The 18,090-nt window shown below is 64.6% G+C and carries 21 protein-coding genes; 3 read left to right on the forward strand and 18 right to left on the reverse strand.

From position 1 onward, the window contains the following. Positions 1–414 precede the first annotated feature (414 nt). Positions 415–735, forward strand: coding sequence for a hypothetical protein (locus ABD331_RS23605; RefSeq protein WP_344478322.1), 321 nt, complete (start codon positions 415–417; stop codon positions 733–735). A gap of 986 nt (positions 736–1,721) precedes the next feature. Continuing rightward, positions 1,722–1,886: a hypothetical protein gene (locus ABD331_RS23610; protein ID WP_344478325.1), complete on the forward strand. Its 165-nt coding sequence runs from the start codon at positions 1,722–1,724 to the stop codon at positions 1,884–1,886. Positions 1,887–1,929: 43 nt separating this feature from the next. On the opposite strand, the gene ABD331_RS23615 is transcribed toward ABD331_RS23610, so the two are convergent. From ABD331_RS23615 to ABD331_RS23680, 14 genes are all read right to left on the reverse strand, one after another. Then, the gene (locus ABD331_RS23615) at positions 1,930–2,238 is read right to left on the reverse strand and encodes a hypothetical protein (RefSeq protein ID WP_344478327.1); all 309 of its coding nucleotides are present in this window, start codon (positions 2,236–2,238) and stop codon (positions 1,930–1,932) included. Between the two features lie 15 nt (positions 2,239–2,253). Beyond that, entirely contained in the window at positions 2,254–5,574 is a 3,321-nt protein-coding gene (locus ABD331_RS23620; RefSeq protein ID WP_344478330.1) for a carbohydrate binding domain-containing protein, read from the reverse strand. Positions 5,575–5,594: 20 nt separating this feature from the next. Then, the gene (locus tag ABD331_RS23625) at positions 5,595–6,077 is read right to left on the reverse strand and encodes a hypothetical protein (protein ID WP_344478332.1); all 483 of its coding nucleotides are present in this window, start codon (positions 6,075–6,077) and stop codon (positions 5,595–5,597) included. Further along, on the reverse strand, positions 6,077–7,132 hold the full coding sequence (locus ABD331_RS23630) for a hypothetical protein (protein ID WP_344478334.1): 1,056 nt from the start codon (positions 7,130–7,132) through the stop codon (positions 6,077–6,079). The genes ABD331_RS23625 and ABD331_RS23630 overlap by 1 nt, the downstream gene beginning before the upstream one ends. Next, positions 7,129–7,551 carry a hypothetical protein gene (locus ABD331_RS23635; protein ID WP_344478336.1) on the reverse strand — a complete coding sequence of 141 codons (423 nt, stop codon included), beginning with the start codon at positions 7,549–7,551 and terminating at the stop codon, positions 7,129–7,131. Before ABD331_RS23635 ends, ABD331_RS23630 begins: the two co-directional genes overlap by 4 nt. 39 nt (positions 7,552–7,590) lie before the next feature. Continuing rightward, positions 7,591–9,378 (reverse strand): hypothetical protein, encoded by a 1,788-nt coding sequence (locus ABD331_RS23640; RefSeq protein ID WP_344478338.1) that lies wholly within the window; start codon positions 9,376–9,378, stop codon positions 7,591–7,593. Between the two features lie 149 nt (positions 9,379–9,527). Beyond that, positions 9,528–9,932, reverse strand: a complete 405-nt coding sequence (locus tag ABD331_RS23645; protein ID WP_344478340.1) for a hypothetical protein — start codon at positions 9,930–9,932, stop codon at positions 9,528–9,530. A gap of 2 nt (positions 9,933–9,934) precedes the next feature. Continuing rightward, complete coding sequence (locus tag ABD331_RS23650) at positions 9,935–10,261, reverse strand: hypothetical protein (protein ID WP_344478342.1); 327 nt, start codon at positions 10,259–10,261, stop codon at positions 9,935–9,937. A 37-nt stretch (positions 10,262–10,298) separates the two neighbouring features. Further along, entirely contained in the window at positions 10,299–10,802 is a 504-nt protein-coding gene (locus ABD331_RS23655) for an endonuclease VII domain-containing protein (RefSeq protein ID WP_344478344.1), read from the reverse strand. Positions 10,803–11,032: 230 nt separating this feature from the next. Continuing rightward, positions 11,033–11,479 carry a hypothetical protein gene (locus ABD331_RS23660; RefSeq protein ID WP_344478347.1) on the reverse strand — a complete coding sequence of 149 codons (447 nt, stop codon included), beginning with the start codon at positions 11,477–11,479 and terminating at the stop codon, positions 11,033–11,035. Next, positions 11,479–12,213, reverse strand: a complete 735-nt coding sequence (locus tag ABD331_RS23665; RefSeq protein ID WP_344478349.1) for a hypothetical protein — start codon at positions 12,211–12,213, stop codon at positions 11,479–11,481. The genes ABD331_RS23660 and ABD331_RS23665 overlap by 1 nt, the downstream gene beginning before the upstream one ends. 9 nt (positions 12,214–12,222) lie before the next feature. Next, positions 12,223–12,681, reverse strand: a complete 459-nt coding sequence (locus ABD331_RS23670) for a hypothetical protein (RefSeq protein ID WP_344478351.1) — start codon at positions 12,679–12,681, stop codon at positions 12,223–12,225. A 2-nt stretch (positions 12,682–12,683) separates the two neighbouring features. Then, the gene (locus ABD331_RS23675) at positions 12,684–13,070 is read right to left on the reverse strand and encodes a hypothetical protein (protein WP_344478354.1); all 387 of its coding nucleotides are present in this window, start codon (positions 13,068–13,070) and stop codon (positions 12,684–12,686) included. Then, complete coding sequence (locus ABD331_RS23680) at positions 13,070–14,122, reverse strand: hypothetical protein (RefSeq protein WP_344478356.1); 1,053 nt, start codon at positions 14,120–14,122, stop codon at positions 13,070–13,072. Before ABD331_RS23680 ends, ABD331_RS23675 begins: the two co-directional genes overlap by 1 nt. A 368-nt stretch (positions 14,123–14,490) precedes the next feature. Between ABD331_RS23680 and ABD331_RS23685 the strand changes: the two genes are divergently transcribed. Continuing rightward, positions 14,491–14,919, forward strand: coding sequence for a hypothetical protein (locus tag ABD331_RS23685; protein ID WP_344478359.1), 429 nt, complete (start codon positions 14,491–14,493; stop codon positions 14,917–14,919). 6 nt (positions 14,920–14,925) lie between these two features. Here the strand turns inward: ABD331_RS23685 and ABD331_RS23690 are convergent, their stop codons facing one another. From ABD331_RS23690 to ABD331_RS23705, 4 genes are all read right to left on the reverse strand, one after another. Next, a complete protein-coding gene (locus ABD331_RS23690; RefSeq protein WP_344478361.1) occupies positions 14,926–15,396 on the reverse strand; it encodes a hypothetical protein in 471 nt (156 codons plus the stop codon). Between the two features lie 14 nt (positions 15,397–15,410). Continuing rightward, positions 15,411–15,797 carry a hypothetical protein gene (locus ABD331_RS23695; RefSeq protein WP_344478364.1) on the reverse strand — a complete coding sequence of 129 codons (387 nt, stop codon included), beginning with the start codon at positions 15,795–15,797 and terminating at the stop codon, positions 15,411–15,413. A 142-nt stretch (positions 15,798–15,939) separates the two neighbouring features. Then, on the reverse strand, positions 15,940–17,268 hold the full coding sequence (locus tag ABD331_RS23700; protein WP_344478368.1) for a phage major capsid protein: 1,329 nt from the start codon (positions 17,266–17,268) through the stop codon (positions 15,940–15,942). Next, a complete protein-coding gene (locus tag ABD331_RS23705; protein ID WP_344478373.1) occupies positions 17,265–18,044 on the reverse strand; it encodes a head maturation protease, ClpP-related in 780 nt (259 codons plus the stop codon). Before ABD331_RS23705 ends, ABD331_RS23700 begins: the two co-directional genes overlap by 4 nt. Positions 18,045–18,090 lie beyond the last annotated feature (46 nt).

Below are 18,090 nucleotides of genomic sequence, written 5' to 3' on the forward strand. Positions count from 1 at the left end.
ACGATGATCACCGTCCGGGTCTGGACGGGGCGAACCGGGGAGATATCTGGCCGTACGCGGGGAACCTCGTGGCCGTCAGTGGGGCGCTAAATGGCCGCCTATGGGGAGTATGTCGCGGCCGCTGTCAGCGCTTGATCGGCTTGACCGACCTGGTGATCTCGTCATGACGGCCCTGGACATCCGGTGGGAGTCCCGGGCGACCTTGCCTCACCGGTACGTGTACGGCTGGGTCGGAGACATCTGGGCTTTCACCATTGACCTCGGTGGTCGTGGCCCTACCCTGCACCCCAAGCTGCCTGGCCCCTCCGGTGCGCGCGACCACGAAGGGCCCTTCGTCTCGGAGGAGACGGCTCAAAGACGAGCCGGCGAACTGCTCGCAGAGTTCCTCTCACAGCTCCACCGCGAGGAGGCCGCATGCTAAGCGACGACGAATTGGACGAGATCCTGGAGACAGCACAGCGAGTTCTTTTTGCGATTGTCCAGAGAACTCCGCTACATCCAGATCTGACGGAGCGTCTACTCGTCCTGCTGCGCCTGATCTTTCCCGAGTGGGACATCTCCTATGAGCATCGTCCCGACAAGGTCGAGTGGTTCGGCATTCTGAAGCGCGACCTCTCCGCCCAAATGCGCGAAGCGGGTGTCGTTCGGACTGTTCGGTGTCCAAGTGGCACCCGCCTCGCCACTGAACTCACTAAACAGTTGGCGGTCCTTGCTCAGTTCATCGAGGAGGGATGAATCGATGTACCCCCCTCCAGGTACTCCTATCCCTCAGCCGATCCCAGAGAGCAGTACCTGCCAGTTCTGCAGAAATCAGATCATCAAGGTGAAGGCCATGCCCATCGCCAATGAATACTGGATTGCGACAGAACCGCAACCAGGGGTCGCCTTGTCAAATTCGTGCCGAGCGCGACCTATCCCTGAAATGGGCCCTGGCGCCTTCGGGAGCCACGAGCCCGCAGCTAGCTGATATGAGAACGAACGGAGCCGATCATGCTTGTAGTCACGGAATCCATCCCCCGCCGCCTCGTCATGCGTCTCGCGCCGCTCCAGAATTTTTCATGCGAGGCGTACCGTCAGAATATGGGCCGGGGTGACGATGATGACCCCCCTCCGATCTGCGGCACATGCATGGGACAGGGTGGCGAGTGGATCGAGATGAACGGCAAGAAGGGCAAGGAGCGCAAGTGGGTGAAGTGCACGGCATGCAACGGGACCGGGCGTAGGTGACCGATCCCATCCCGTGCCCAGAATGTCTGGGTCGCTCCGGAATCCGGCTCGGCGACCTCTTTCTCGCCTGCCAGTTCTGCGGTGGGCGTGGTTGGGTCGGGGGCGCCAACGAGCCTGCAGAGCGAGGACGGGACGAAGAACCGCCTCCGCCTCCACCCGCTTGGGAGCACAAGGTGTGGGCTGACCAGTGGGTTAGGTCCCGACTCGGTTGTCGTTATTGCTTCGGCTCCAAGCAACTCGTCCACCTCGATGAGGAGTGCGGGATGTTGGTGACCGTGCCTTGCGTCTGTGTTCTGCAGTGAGCCTGCATCCCCTCGTGAGGCACTTGATGATGACGACGCCCGCGCCGGCGAACGCCCGGATGGGCTCCTAGGCCCCGGCTGGGACGGTGACGCCCTCACGCCGGAAGGGGGCCTCGACTCCCCGCCCGAGGCCCCGAGCGGGGGCCGTCTCCGCAGCCGCCAACCGACGGCCCCCGCTCATCAACGCCAGACATGAAGGTGAAAACGATGGTGAAGGTAAAAGTGTGGTCGGAGAAGGACTTCACGGAAGTTGACATGCCTGCGGACGCGGCGGCATGGGTGCTGAATGAGTGGTTGGCTGCCCACAACTCGGACGAGCTGCTAGAGGTCGCGGACGTGATGAGTGGCGGCCAGTAAGACGCAAAAGACCCCCGCCCTCCAGAGGAAGGCGGGGGTCTTTTTAGTTAGTGTCGCCGCGCTGAGCTTCAAGACTAGCTGCGAGAGTGTCTTCCACGCGGCGTACCGTCTGCTCAACCCGGTTGACCACGTCTCGGGTGGAGTGCCCGCCGTTCGGCCTGAGCTGAGCCTCGATCTTCTCTAGGCGCTGCATCACGCCTGGCCGTCCGGGGACGCCGGGCCGATCAGGTTCGCCCTGCCAATCGTCGATCGCGTCGCTCAACTTCTTCAAGAAGTTGACCAGTTTGGTGATGACCGCGACGCCGCCCGCGAGAGCGGCCAGGCCCACGCAGGCAGCAATGATCTCCGTCATGGAATCCCCCTCTGACTAAGCGGGAGACAACTCCCAGGTAACTTCCCAGAGGCGATTGCCGTGGGAGAACTTGTGCGAGATGGACTCGATAAAGAAATCGCGAGAGATGCCCATGCCCGCGTTGTTGGTGGCGGTCAGTGTGATCTTGTCGCCCACGCGGCGGGTGTACGCCTGTTTCCGATACGCCTTGCTCTTGGTCGCGTAGAAGCTCAGCGACAGAATGGGCCGGTCATCGGCGTGCTTCGACAGGACCAGGTCCACGTAGGCTTGCGCGTCCGCGATTGAGCGGAACAGGTTCGCCGGGTTGGTGTAGGTCCGGATGGCGTTGTGGTCGTCCTGGGAATCATGGTCATCCGCCTGTACCAGCACGGGCTCACCCTGCACTAACGGCCTGCCTATGACCTCGATGTCGTAGTGCGTTTGAGCTGTGCCGCCAACGCTGGCCACATAACCGATTGCGAATGTGCCGTCGGCCCCAGAGGGAACGCTTTCGGTGATGACTGTCGGGGACCCAACGCCGCCGCGAATGGCCATCGTGTAAGCGAGAGTGTTCTGCCAGCCGCTCGTAGAGAATGCGCCCGGGTCCTCGGACGTTACTCCAGTGCGTTGCCGATACGCCGACCCGACTCCTCGATAGGCTCCGCTCCCAGCCTCAGTATATGCGCCACTGGTATACCCAGCGGGGACAGAAATCTGGCTGGGGTTACTGGAGGGAGAGAACGCCTCGTATGCCGCGACGTACAGAGTCGGCTCGGATCCCCAGGTAGGGCTGTAATTCGGTGGATTCGGATTGTCTCCGAAGGCGAACGAGCTGGAGGACATTTCCACACCACCGCTGAGAGAGCCGTACCAACTTGTGATACGCCACACCTGTATCGCGTACTCGTCATTGATCGCGTTGACTGCGATGGTGGTACCGCCTTCGTCACCTGCGGCGACCTTCGCGTATGCGAAGTTGTAGAGGAACGTCCATCCAACAGCCGAAAGCGCGTCATCAACGCCCTGGAGGTTGCTGATGATGAGCAACAGATCCCCCGTGTTCACAGTGGCGGGCATGCTGATGCTGATGGAGCCTGTCGTAACCCCAGACTGGGTGATGATCTCTGGCGTTGACGGAGCTGCTGGAGTGGCTACCTTGCGGGTATGTCCCGCCCAAGTGGCGGTCCCGGAGTTGTAGACGGCCTGGATCGTCTGCGTGCCGCCAGGGCTCAGTGAGTACGGGCCAGCGTCCGTGAACAGAGTCGTCGCCTCGCCCGGTTCCCATGGGGTGATGCCTGCGACAACTCGATTGAAGACCTCTCGCCGCCAGTCGTAAGGCTCTAGCCGGTGATAGCCGTACTTGCCGTCCGGAGCGTCGGTGAAGGTGGCTTGAGACGTCCTGGAATCACGCGCGGACCGAGCCTCGAAGGCGAGAGGGCCCTCCTGCATCTCGTAGAGGAAGCCGTACTCCGTCTCCTCGAAAGACCTGGCGGCATCGATGGCCGACGTCTCCGACATGACCACGGTGCCGGTGGTGATGTCGCCCGTATCGATGCTGCCCGGAGGGTGCAGAAGACCGGCGCTTGCCAGAACATTCCCCACGAGCAGGCCCGTCTTCTGGCCGTTGATGCTGATCGGAGGTACGACCCTCTGCGTCGCCAGCCGGGACAGGCGCCCTTCACCGCTGACGGTCGCGAGCTTGCGCGGACCGGCCTCAACGCCGCCCACCAACTCGGCAACATCACCCGTCCACAGGATCCCCGTCACCTCGGTAGGCAGTCCATCCCACACTGCGAAGTCGGCGACCTCCGGCCGATCATCTCCTGTGGCCCATTCGGCGTACAGGCCCACCAGCTCGGCGGATGGGTTGATCGCAGTCCCTGACGCGATTGCGACGCCCTCGCGGTAGACGGTAGCCGTGGCGCCCTCAACGAGCACGCCGACGGTCACCCCGCTGTACACGTCGAAGGTTTGACCCGCGATGACCGTCTCCACACCGCCGACCACGTCGATCAGGTACAGGGCTCTCTCAGGGACGCTGACGAGAGCCAAGCTGTAGTCATCGGCATCGACATACCGATAGACCACACCGACGCGGTTAGCTGTGGTGCCCACAGTCACGATGCGGGCCTGGACGTAGTAGTCCGCGGTGCCCGCATCGACGACAGCGAGATGGGTTCCGCCCTCGTCCGTGGCGACCGCACGATTGCTCGTCACGGCCCAGTTCGTCACGGTGGCGGTGACGTTGTCCACGTAGGCGACCACATCCCCGTTCGCATGGGTGTCGTCGGTCCAGAACTGGATGTCGATGTCGTCAAGAGTGCCCGTAAGCGTCACCACGCGTGAGATCTGGGTCCACGTGTCCGGAGCCAGCCCCTCTGTGTCGGCGGAGGCGTAGTCCACGCCCGCCGCCCCGAAGACGATCAGGGTCAGCTTGGGGTACGAAGCGGCCGGGATGTAAACCCATGCCGAGATGACGACCGTGTCGCCCGTGGTGGCCCCGGAGTCCACGCCTGTGCACTTGGGGCCGTACAGGTTGAACGGTGGGTTGGCGGACGCCCGCTTGATCTCCAGGCATGCCAAGCCACTCTGGGCGATGCTGGTCACTCGGGTGATGGTGCTGCCGCCCTGAGCGGTCCACCCCGTGGCGTTGGTCTCGAAGCTCGGGTTCTGCACCTTGTTGACCGTCAGCGGCTCCGAGTAGAGCTTGCCGGTCTCATCGGCCTCCAGGGCTCCATCCGCCCGCCTAAAGCGGTCCCTTACGACAAGGGTGGGGTCGGCGTTGGCCGCCCCGGCGATGCGGACTCGTACCTTGCGGCCGGTCTTCAGGCTGCGCGGTGAGGTGTTCAGCGGCGAGCTGGTGTTGAAGTAGGAGAACCGGTCGTCGTCGTTCCGCAGCGTCGCCCGGAACTTGCCCGGCCCGGCCTTGCCGGTGAGCAGGGACGGCCAGTCGCGGCCGGTGAACGTCTCCAGGGACAGGGCGTACGGCGTGATGTCCTCGACGGTCTCGGAGAAGTCCCCGTCGTTGTCGAAGTCCCACTCCACCACGACGTCCGCAGCGACCTGGCCGCTGTGCTTGAACATCGTGTTGCCTGAGCCGGCGACTTCGACCCCACCCGAGCCGACAGCCGAGCCGATCCGATGGATGTGAACGACCGTGGCCGTACCGCCTAGGACCATCCCACCGGAGCCGGTGATGGAACCGACGACGTTGGTGAACTGGACGTCAGCCGCGCCGCCAAGGGTGACACCGCCAGAGCCGGTTACGTCGCCGATGAGCGTGATGGCCCGTGAGGGCGGGAGCCATGCCTGACCCCGCTTGCGGAACGGCTGCCGGAAGACGACGGTGTTCGGCATCGGTCCTCCGTTCTATCAGGTCAGCCCTCTTGGACCCAGAGCGTTCCGGCGAAGGTGATGTCGTCGGCGACGGTGGACTGCAGTCGCACGAACAGCCCTTCGCCCTGGATGGCGGTGGGGGCGAAGTCCGGGTCCGGGTACCAGATCTCGAAGGGGCTGTTGCGAATGTTCCAGCTCATCTCTTCGAGGATGTCCGTGGTGCCGGTGGTCGTGGCGACTGTGGCTCCATTGGTCTCACAGGTGAATGCTGGAGTCTGGTCGGGGCGGCCAACGGTCTCGGGAGCACCCGCCGTACCGTTCGAGCTGGTAATCGTCGCTCCCATTCGGACGATGGAGATGCGCAGGCTCTCCTCTGCGGTGTCCCCCAACTCCGAGGTCTGGCCGAGCCGTACCCCTCGGACCCGTATGGGATAGTCGTCTCCAGGAAGGACCTCCCACAGGTCGGCATTGCCACCCGTGTTGGTAATGGTGCCAGTCCACGGGATGGTGAAGATCCTGGCCATCAGTGGAGCCTCCAAATCCTGTTCGGGCGAGATTGATACACAGGCAGCGCCTGAGCGACCACAAGGGCCGAGTGAGTAATTGTCAGCTTGGGATCCTGCGTGGTCCCTGAAGCGTTCGCCGAACTCCAGGCCACGTCTTCGTTACCCGAAGGGGCGATCCCCAGCCTGGTTCTACTGGACGAAAGGCTTATGAAAACGTAGTCGGTCTTCATGCCGGTCATGGTGTTGAACGCCGATTCTTGCGTGAACGCCTTGTAGGCGCCTGTCGCCCCTATACCGGCAGTCGAGATCGAAGCCAAGAGCGTTAGACCGCCGAGGTTGTCGCCGGGGATGTAGTCCGCGCCTTCGATGGTGATGCCCCAATCCACCGTCTCGCGCGCCTCGACAACGAAATCCGTCACCGAATTGTCGGTAGCCAGGTACATTTCGAGGACAACAGAGGAGACGACGTCAGTGTCTGTAATTGAGCTGGTGTCAAAGATGACAAAACCCTGCTCAATACGAACCGTACTGTACTGTCCAGTCCAGATAAGAGAACCAACTTCGCTGCCGGTAAAAGTTCCTGTTCCAGCCCTGGCTATCGCATAGGAAGCTCCGTTGGCATCCAAATATCCGTCGTCAGTGTGCCCAAAAACTGTGGTGACTGTGCCTCGGGTGCGCCAGCCCTTCGCGTTCGGAGCACCCTCCACCGAATCCCAGACGGCCTCATAGAAGGCGGCGAGGGGATCCGGGGTTACGGTGCGATCCTTAATGGGCTGGCCTCGATCGTTCCTCCGCCCCGCATCCACCTCCTGGACGCCGGACCGTGGGACCGTAGGCGGGTTCACGATGCGGCGGTGAGGGTCAACCCTCACCTCCCTGCCGTCGGGGCCGTACAGACGCACCCAGGCGTCCACACCGACGATCTGGCCGTCCTTGTCGTAGATGAAGTCCGGCTCCCGGTAGAACTCCAGCCGCTGCTGTCCCCGAGCCTTCTCGATGACCGGCGTCTTCTTGTCCCGCCAGTCCCGAGCACACACATCCTTGATGGCCTCGGCCCGCTCTCTTGGGTTCACGCGTCCCCCGTGTCCGCGAGGGTGAGCCGGGGCGTGACCGCGATACCTTCCCCGTTGAACTCGATCGTCAGCGGCGAGGAGAAGTCCTCGAACCACTGCAGCGCCCCGTCCGAGGCGCGGGTGACGTAGTAGCCGTAGCACGCCTGCGGGGACTGGTCGGCCGTGGAGGTGAAGGTCTGCTGGACGTACACGCCCACACACGGATCCCCCGGCGTCGTCGTCCAACTCCCGCCCGTCAGGGCCTTGGAGGAGTACCCGGTGAAGTCCGCCTCGGTGAAGTCCGACTCCGTCAGCGCCTCGATCTGCCCGGCCGACAGCCCGTCGGTGACGTCGTTCTTGTGCAGGCGCAGGGTGTAGTTCACGGCCAGGATGGCATCGAGGAGATCCTCCTCGCCCTGGTTGACGACCACGAGTGTCACAAAGCCTCCTTCGTGGTGATGGTCAAGCGGTTCGCCGGCTCACGCGTTGGCCAGTGCTCCCCGGAAGCCGCCGTTGAGGATCTCGTCGCGGACAAGGGAGATCAGTTCGCGGTCGCTGCGGATGGAGCCCTGCACGTACAGGTTCACCGTCACGCCACCGCCGCTACCGCCCTGTTGCAGCATGCGCTCGGACTGGCCGTTGGGGATGACCGTGGAGCCGAACGGCAGCCGCACCAGCTCGGGGCCTTGTTCACCGACGAGGGTCATGTTGGAACGAGGCCCGCCCCCGGCAGCGCCGATGATGCCCCCACGCGCCCGCGTAGACGCCTGGGCGTTCCCGGCCCGATAGATCGAGGTGTCGCCGACCGTCCGGACAGTGACGGTGACGGTCTTGTTGGGGATGGATGCGAGCGCCGCCTTGGCTGTGGCTACCTGAGCCTGCAGCTGAGAGATCTCAGCGTTCAGCCTCGACTTGCGCTCCTTGGTCAGTTCTGGGTTTTGCAGTTCCTTCTTGGCCGTGGCCAGCCGCGACTGCAGCTCAGCGATCTCAGTGGTGATCGAGGAGCGGTATTCCTTGGTGAGCTTCGGGTCGCCCAGCTCGGCGACAGCCTTCGCCTTAGCCACCTGCAGTTTGGCGATGTCAGCGTTCAGCTCGGCACGCCGCTCCTTGGTGAGGTTGGGGTCGGCGAGAGCGGCTTTGGCTTGGTCGAGCTTCTGGGTGAGGTCGAAGATGTTCGCCTTCAGCTCGACTGCCTTACCGGCCTCCTGAGCTGCCCTCTTCCACTCCTGAACCTTGCCGATGGCCTGGTCAATCCCAGCCACGAGCTTCCGACTGAGGTCCTCCATGCCGGGCACATTGCCAAGGGCCTCGCCGACGCTGCGGAGCACGGTGAGGAGCCGCTCTGCGAAGCCGAGCACGGCGGTGGTCGCTCCGACAAAGACCCTGGTCAAGACCACGTTAACGTTGTTGACCACGCCGAGCATGGTGCCGAAGAGGCTGACCAGCCCAGAGATCCCGCTGATCACGGCGGGTATGGCCTGGAGGAGCCCGACGAAGAGCGTCGCTATGGTGGTCTTGTTGTCCAGGACAACTCGGGACAGATCGGTCAAAGAGGACGCTATGTCCTTGAATACGCCTTTCAGCTGCGGGCCGATCTGTCCGAGCAGCCCGGTGAAGGCGTCCATGATCGGCTGAACGGCGGGCTTCAGCTCCCGGAAGGCTCCGAGCAACTGAGAGGTGAACTCCTTCAGCGGCCCCTGGGCATCCTGAAACGCCTGCTTGAAGATCGGGTTGAACTCCTGGACCAGGCGCTTCACCCCGGACCAGGCTTCCTGGAAGACCGGCAGCAGCGGTTTGGCGGCGTCGGTCATGATCGCCTTGATCTCGTTGCCGGTCTTGGCGAACTCGGCCCGGATCTTCTCGTTCTGCAGGAGCAGCATCGCCCCGATGCCGACGAACCCAGCCCCCAGTCCGAGGGTGATCGCGCCACCGAGTGCCGCGCCGAGCGTCGGACCGGCCGCCGCCAGCACGCCCCCGAGAACGCCGATCAAGACCGGCCCAGCGGACTTCGAGGCCATCTCAAAGCCTGTGCTCAGCGCGTCTCGGATCGCTCCGGCTCCGGCTGACACCGCACTGCCCACGGACGACATGAGCCGTGATCCGATGGACTTGCCCGCCTCGTCCGCGTCCTTCGCCGTCCCGTCCAGGTGGGAGCGGAGCGACTGGCGCACTTGAGAGAAGGCGGCGTTGGCCTTGGCCGCGACGCCGGAGAACAAGGTGCCCGTGCGGTCATGGCCGACCACGGTGATCGTGACTTCGTTCGCCATGATCTACACCTCCGGGTCGGCTGCGAGTTCTTCGAGAGCAAGCAGGCGCAGGAACGAGGCGTCCTCGGCGAGGAGCTGGGATGGCAGGCAGCCGAAGCGCTGGCACATGGCCAGCACCCACTGGGCGTTCTCCAGCTCGCGAGGCTTGGTTACGACACGTCCATGGGAATCGACGCCGCCAGGGACGGCTCTCCACCTGGCGACGGCTCCGGCAAAGGGGCGGGCACTCCGCTGACCGCGTCGGCCCATGCCATGATGATCCGCATCACGAAGTCGATGTCCTGGTCCAGCAGCCCTTCCAGGGTCGCCGGGACAGGCTGGTCGTCTTCGTCTTCGAGGTTCCAGGACACGAGCACGTCGGCGAACCGCTCCAGCAGCTCCGCGATGCTCTCCATTTCCTCGGCCGTAGGCGAGGCGGACAGCTTGAGGTCGAGCAGCGGGGCCATGTCGAGCAGGTCACCCGTGGACATGGAGCGGGCCTTGACCTCTAGGCCCGCCATGTCGTCTTCCGCGAAGACCAGCTTGTAGATCTTCGCCGGTCGCTTGTATCCCATGGTCACGACCAGGTCGGGACAGTGCCGTTCGACAGCACGCCCGGCGCGGACCAGGTCAGCGAGCCATCGTCACCGCGCTCAAGCGAGTAGTCGGTGTACAGCACCTCGGGGGCCAGGGTCTGCCCCGACACGGTGATGGTGGTCGTACGGGCCACGCTCGACGACGGCACCGTCTTGAGGACGGCGTGCGACTTGCTCGCGTCGTCGTTGAAGACGCCGTTGAGCGTGATGCTGAAGTCGGCCAGCAGAAGCAGCCGCTCCATGGCGCTCTTGTCGATGCCTGTCACATCCTGGACGGCTCGCGGCGTGGCGAACTCGAACGAGGTCACATCGTTTCGGATGTCACAGACATTCCCCCCGGAATCATCAACGGACAGGGCGCTCCAGCCCAGGCCCGACTCCTTGGTCAACGGACCCACCTTCTCTCTTCAGGTAGCTGCTTGCCCTGACGCACCGTTCAGGGTCGTCGTCGAAAAAGCCGATCGCGCTGTTGCACTTTCGGCAGAGCAGGCCCCGCACTTTGCCCGTCTTGTGGCAGTGATCGACTACGAGGCGAGACATGCTCTCGCTGCCGTGCTCGTCTTGGCCGCAGATGGCGCAAACGCCACCCTGCTGCTGTAGGAGGTACAGATAATCGGTCGGCATGAGACCGTAAGTTCTCAACAGGTCCACTTGGCGGCGGTACTTCTTGACGTGCTCAGAGTTGTTCTCGGTCCACTTGCGTGACATCTCGGCGCAGCACGCCTTGCACCACGACTTGAGCTTGCCCTCGGACTTCCCCGTCTCATAGAACTCCGTGCGCGGCTTGGTCTCACCACAGCGGGTGCACTGCTTGGTGTCCTCGGGGCGTGGTTCGGCGGGAGGAATCATGAACCGACCGTAGTGATCGGCTACGACGTTCTCCTGCTGATGCGCAGCATGGTGCTATCTGTGGCCGAGCCAGACGCAGCGGGTTGTGTGATGGAGGCGACCATCGTGCGGGTGATCGCAGTCCTCGTCGTGGTGCTCGGTGCAGTGGCAGTAAGCCTCACAGGCGGGGCAGCCAGGCAGGCGTCCCGGCTTGTGCGGGTAGTTGAGGTGCTCCAGGACGTCCATGACCGCTAGCCCCTCTCGATGACGGTGGCCAAACGGCCTTGGTGTTCTGCGAAGTCCTCGGTCCAGTCCGCTGCGTTGACATGCCTGCGGACCTGGCCGGTGGGGTTGCTGCGCCAGTCGCCGGCTCGTACGAGGTACACCTCTGGCCGGTCGAGACGCACCTGGTGAAGAGCGAAGCACCGCTGCCCGGCCTCGAACTCGAAGACAGTCAGCCCGGTCTCGTTCCGGGTCTCGGTGAACTTGCGGCCGGACTCGCGGCGGATGTAGTGCGCCTGCCGCTGCCCCAGGTCTGAGGTCTCGTCGACGACGGACTTCCACCCCTGCTGGTAGGCCGCGCAGTCCACCTCAGCGCAGGTGGCGGGCCTCCAGTGCGTCGAGGGCGGAGCAACGACCTGGTAGGTCTGGTAGGCGTGCACCGGGAGCGCAGGCGTGATTCTGCTGATGGGCCGCATCAGAATGCAACCTCGTTCTTGACCACCACGACCACGAACGAGGCAGTGCTGAAGGTGCCGGTCGTGACGACGCGGAGGTACTGCTCAACCGTCTGATCCTGCGCGGTGGTGATGCGCTGGGAGGTCACAGCGGTCGCCGTGGTGAAGCCTCCCCCGGTCACGTCGGCCCACGAGTCGGCGTCACCGTCGTCACTCGACTCCTGCAGCTTCACGGTCACCGAGGTGCCGGTGAAGGCGGTCACATGCAGGTACGCCTGCAAGCCGAACGAGGTGGCCGCACCGAAGTCGATGGAGTTGCCGTCGGTCGCCGTGGTATCGGTCCGGACGCCTGCGGTGAGCTGTGTCCCCCACTCCAGGCCGTAGCCGTTGGCCAGGGCTTGGACGTCGAAGGTGAACTCTCCCGCGTCGCCCCGGCTGCCGTCGTAGTTGATCTGCTTGGCCACCATGCAGGCTGCCGCGTTGCCCAGGGTGGTGCCGCGCAGGTACGTGACGATTTGGTCCGAGGTGGGCAGTGCCGAGAAGCGCTCGTGCGCCCGGTCGGTGCTCGGGTTGAAGTAGGCGGTGAACTCGATGGCCCCGTCCCGCAAACCGCCGATGCGCTCCATCGCGGACTTGTCGATGCCGGTGACCTCGATCGGGGTGTGACCACCGCCGATCCTGCCCAGGCTGTTGATGTCGCCCGAGAGGTCGAAGCCTGCGACCAGAAGCCGGTCTCCGAGGCCGGACTGCTTCACGTCTGCCTCCTAGGGGCTCTGAGTCCAAAGATCGTTGACGATGAGCGGAATGGTGAGCGTGTACACGCGGTAGGTGGCACCGTCCAACGGCAGGTAGCCCGCCTGTGCTGAGAGGGTCACGCCCGCCTGGCCGAGCAGGTCCACGTTGCGGACGTTGCCGCCCAGTTCGAAGTCCCCGCTGTAGGCGGACATGAGGGCATCCACCGCCCCGAGCATGGCCGGGTCGATCGCGTCCGGGGGATCCTGCTGCGCCGAGGCGTAGATCCTCAGGTTCAGCACCAGGCGGCCAGTGGTCGCGCTCAGCCCGGAGCCGGAGCGGACAGGGCCGATCTCCTGCACCCACACGGCAGCGGTGAGGCCATTGCCGGGAGCATTGGTCGGCTCGAAGCCGTTGACCCGCTCGAAGTGTCCAGACGCTGCGGCATGAGACACCACGGCGTCCAGGATGCTCGCGGCGTCCAAGGACATGACTACTCCATGCGTCGGATGAACTGGGGGAGGACCTTCTCGGCAATGTCCGCCGCCTCGGCTTGGAGCCGCTGGGTGGCCAGCCGCCAGTGCGGGTAGCCAGCGAACCGAGTCTCCGGGGCGTTCCGGGATCCCACACCCGCCAGCCAGGGGCCGTAGACGACGCCGCCGTCCGTGACGACCGAGTCACCCGCCACCCGATCGGTCTGGATCTGGCTCTCGTAGTAGCCCGTTGGGTTGCGTAGGACGTGGTCTAGCTCGGCTCGGACGATGTTGACGCCACGGCGGGCGATTTCTTCCTCGGCCTCATCAATGAAGGCCGTAACCGCAGCACGAGCCTGGCCGTTGAAGACCGGCCCGCTCGTGGTGGTGTCGATGTCGATGTCCATCAGACAGCTCGGGATCTGGCCTTGCGACCGAAGGCGGTGTATGCCTGCTCGCGGATGTCGCGGAGGGCTCGGCCAGCAGCTTCCCGCTGATTATCGCCAGAGCCGACGACGCGGGCGTAGCCGCTGCCCTCTTGGAGCAGGGTGTTGATCGCCTCGGCGACGCACAGGGAGCGCACCAGGGCGGGCACCACGTGCCTGCTGACGGTGTCGGAGGTGCTGTGGGAGGCCGCCGTGGTCCCCAGGACGCCACGCTGCACGATGAGCGTGCGTGGGGCGTAAATGTCCGCGCCGCTGCTGTGTGCGACCAGGACGCTGCCGTCCCAGGCCCGCTTCACCGTCAGGTTGTTGCCCGCGATATCGACGACGAGCATGCGCTCCGAGCCGATGAGGAGGGTCTCCCCCGCCGTGAACGCCGAGCCGGTGAACACGGGGACGGTCACGCTGGCTGCTTGGGCGGACAGGTCGCCACCGAGATTCTGGCCAGTGTCGAGCATCGTCTTGTCGGTGACGAGCATGCGTTCTTCACCGACCAAGAGGAGGTCGCCCACGCCGACAGATGCGGAATCTGAGACGTTCACGGTGACGCCCGAGGCATCCAGTCCAGCCCCCAGCGTTCCGGCCGTCTGTGTCTCGACGTGGAAGCCGAACAGGCCGGTTATGGCGATGGACCGCTGGTGGGTCGAGCCCGCGGCAAAGGAGGCCGCGGAATCGAGGTCGATTTCCAGGCGGTTGTAGGGCGGGCCCGAGTTCGCCGGCTCAAGGAAGTAGTCCGAGGGACTCACCGTCACACCGCCGCTCGTCACCGAGGTGACCGAGATGACCTCGTCGGCGTTGAGCCACAGGCGCCATGGCCGGGCGTACTGCCCGTTGGGCCAGGCGAAGTACCGGGTGGCCAGCTCGGGATGGAACTTGCGGTGTAGGAAGCCCTCGATCGTTCGGGAGGCCGACTCGATAGCCCGATCAATCTGGGCATCAGAGCGGGCGGTGAGCTTCACGTCGAGGGCGTTCTTCACGTCCTCTCGGGTGCAGTAGACCGGCGTGCTGATCGTCATGGCTCCTCCCCGATAGGCCGTACTCAGTTGGCGTCAACGCCAGGTCCAGCCGTCGAACCTGCAGTGGAGTTCCCCGTCCGGCCCCGCTTCGAGCGGCTCACCGTCGTGCGGGCAGGCTTCGGGGCGTCGGGCTCGTTCGGCTCGTCGCTCATCGGCTGATTCTGCGGCGATGGAGAGGAACTGCTCCCAGGACACGGCTCCTCCTCGGCCTTGCTCTGCACGGTCCGGGCATCAGATGGTCCGCCGTGTCTTGTGATCTTCTGCATGTGGTAGCCCCCACTTTCTGCGTACTCTGCGTACTTCGACGCTGTGCCGCTGATCCCCTGGTGGCAGCCTCAGTGCAGAGCGCCGAACCTCAGGGAGTGCAGATGGACGCTGGACTAGCAGCCGTCGTCGCAGCAGGGATCAGCGGCCTGATCGCAATCATCAGTGCGTGGACGGCCCAGCGCGAAGCTCGCAGTGGCGATTTCCATAAGGGCGTCAACACCCGTCGCACGGAGCTTTACGTGGAGATGCTCCGTGCGACGAGAACGAGTGAATACACCCCTGATCTAGAAGCACGTGCTGAAATCTTCGCCTCACAGCGCGTCTACGCCGCCTGGCGGGAGGCTGCCACTAGAAACGGCGAAGCCGCATGGGTTGCCGATCTCACACGTCGCATGCGCACCGAAGTGAGAAGCTATCGGCCATGGGAATCTCGCATTCGAAGGATCCTTTTCTGCGGGATGGTCCTTGCCCTGTTCTTCGTGCCTGCGGCATGCAACAGCATTCTTCCCTTCTTCTCGGTAGTGCCTTGAAGAAGCTCAGGCCGCCGCCACACTGGCCCCGTCGTCCAGCGGGATGTACGTGAGCGACCACTTGATCGCTCCCGTTGCGTCTGCCGCCGACACGTGGACGTCCACAGTGCCAGCGTTCAGGACATGGCCGGTGCCGCCCTGGGCGACCACCTGACCTACCTGCGAAGACACGTTCAAGGCGGAGCCCACCGCAGCGGGCAGGCTGTACTGGCTGTTGACCGCGTCCGAGGTGATCGCGGTCGCCGTGCACAGGTCGGTGTCCGTGCCGGACGTCGGGCTGTAGACCAGCTTCGCGTTCGGCGTGGTACCGCCGATGACCGTGGTCACCTCGCCGTACAGGCCGGTCAGCAGGATGCGTCCGCCCGAAATGGTGAAAAGGCTGGACAGCGCGTTCTGCGGAACCGTCTTTGCGGGCTGCTCCACTCGGACGCCGAGAAGCAGCGCGCGGAGCTGGGAGCCCTGGATGAGAACACTCATGATTCAGGGCCTCCTCAGACCACGTTCCGAGCGAGATTCGCAGGCTTGCGCTGCACCGTCAGATCGTGGAGCACAGCGATGCAGATGCCGCCGTCCACGGTCACTTCGACGCAGTTGAAGCCAGCGGACAACTGTGATGCGTCAACGGTGAACACCATGCAGTCGTTGGTGGTGTCGGCACCCAGAGCCAGGGTGTCGTCCTGCTCCGCCATGGCGGTCCAGGTGCCGCCAACGCCGGGGGCCTTGTGCGGGTAGACGTCGCAGTCGAGCGCCTGCTCTGACGCTCCGTCGATCGACTCCTTGATGGTGGCGATGGTGGTGCCGTCGTCCTCGTAGGTGATGAAGGAGACGGCGCTCGCATTCTTGAGCGGGATGTGGACACCCGACGCTGCGGGCACCACGTTGAAAACTCGACCCAAGCCTCTCACTTGGCACACTCGCTTTCTGGCGGTCTTCCGCCGATCGTTGGCCCGGAAGGGGTGTTGATGCCTGTCCGGGAAAGCCTCACCGGGGAGCTGAAGGCCCGATGGGGAGAGATAGACGTCAGGCCCGAGCGGCGATCTTCACGTAGGCCGAGAGCGTGTTGCTGCCGTTCTGCGGCGTGATCGCCGAGTTCAGCCACGGACGGCCATCGACACGCTCGATGATCCGAACCGCCGTCTGGTCGTTCTTGAACTTGTAGTGCGGCGAGGTCTCCAGACTCATGGCCTGGCGGTCGCCGACGAGGTAGTAGGAGAAGTCCACGAAGTTCAGGTCGCCCGCGTCGCCCAGGATCTCGGCCTTCTCGGTGAAGATGACCGGGCGGCCGAGGATGGTCATGGGCGGCCCCTCGACGCCGTTGTTCAGCCAGACCGGGCCACCGCCCGTGCCGACCGACAGAGCCATCGTGGCCAGTTCGGGGAAGGTGTCGATGTTCGCCACCCACACCGCCTTGCCGAGGCTGGACGGCAGCATGCGGGCGTACATCTTGACGATGTTCTCCCAGACGATCGTGTCGGCGGCCTGGCCGGACTCCTTCGCCACTGCCACGGCACCGGGAGCGTTCAGGAAGCCGAGCGGTTCGCCGGCGCCTGTGCCCGAGAAGAAGGCGGAGTCCTCGAAGAAGGCGATGGCCTGCGGCCACACCTGGTTCAGGAAGGCGGCGAAGGAGACCACGCTGTCCTGGAACAGCTCGTTGGGCACCTCGGAGTAGCCAGTCAGCTTGCGGGCTTCCAGGACCACGCGGCCGAACGAGGCGGAGGTGTCGGAGAGGGCTCCGGCCTCCTCGGTCCAGTAACCGATCATGCCGCCGTAGACGCTGGAGGCGTGGCTGGTGTCGTCCACGACCGGCAGCGGGACCCGCAGGCTGTCCATGGGGATGACGGTGGCTCGGGGACGGACGATCGCCGACTCCAGCGCGACCTGGAGCAGGTTGGCGCGCAGGGTCTCCGGGATCAGGAAGCCGCCGTCAGCCGGGATGGTGGAGCCGAAGCTGTTGCGGATGGCTCGGATCTGCTCCTGCGCCTGAACGGCGGACGGGTCGCTGTTGCGGTACCAGACCGCACGCAGGAAGTCCTCCTGCGAGTTGAACAGGGCGTCCACCTTCGTTCCGGGAGCAGACGAGGACGCCTTGACCTGCTTGCCGGGGGCCAGGTCGAGCCGGTTCACCTGCTCGGTGCCGTGCTCCTTCAGGTACTCGGCCAGGACCCGCTGAGTCTCCTCGCGGACCTGAGCGGCAAGCTCGGTGCCCTGCTCCTGCAGTGCCTTGGCGTACGCTCGGATGAACTCGCCGAACTCGGCGGTCGGCTTGCCGTCGGCGAACATGGCGGACACACGCCCGTCGGCGAGCATCTCCTCCAGGTCGGTCGCCGAAGCGGGGATAGTCGTGGTCACGTGAACGCTCCTCTCACCGCTGCGCGAAACGCCTCGGCGTCGAACGGATGATGTGTCGGCGCCTCGTGCGCCTGGACCGGCTCAGCAGCCGGGGTGATGACCGGCGCAGGCGCGTCGGCCCGGCCGGAGTACATGAAGACCGACAAGTCCCAGGCGCGATCGGTTACGCCCTCGGCGGGCTTGGCGTCGCGAAGGACCTCGTCGGCGAGCCCGGCCGCAACCGCCTCGTCGGCGGTGTACCAGGACTCCTTCCTCATGGCCTCGCGCCACTGCTTGCGGGTGCCACCGGCCTTGTCGGCGTAGGCGTCGGCGATGTTGTCCGAGAGCAAATCGAGGACCTCGGCCATCTTCGCCATGTCTGCCGCGTTGCCCAGGCACGCACCGCTCGCCTCGTGGATCATGAGGGTCGCCTGTGGCATCATCACCAGCCGATCGCCAGCCAAGGCGATGACGGAGGCGATGCTCGCGGCCAGACCTTCCACGCGTGTGGTCACTTCAGCCGGGTGTGCCCGCAGCGCGTTGGCCACGGCGATCCCCTCGAAGACCGACCCTCCAGGCGAGTTGATGCGGACCGTCAACCTGGACGCGGTGACCGCCTTCAAGTCCTGCATGAACTCGTCGGCGTAGATGCCGTACCAACCGCCGATCTCGTCGAAGAGCAGCAGCTCGGCTTCTTCGCTGGCCGCATTCTTGATCTCGTACCAGGCGTGCTTCTCACGCAACTGCGCCTTGAAGCCAGGTCGCGGGCAGTCGGCGACCGTCTCAATCCATGACATCGGCTCTGGCCTCTCTCGGACCGCGTCAGTGCGTCCTCGTGGCGGG

Origin of the sequence: Nonomuraea monospora (assembly GCF_039531895.1) — a bacterium.
In the GTDB taxonomy this organism is placed as follows: Bacteria; Actinomycetota; Actinomycetes; order Streptosporangiales; family Streptosporangiaceae; genus Nonomuraea; species Nonomuraea monospora.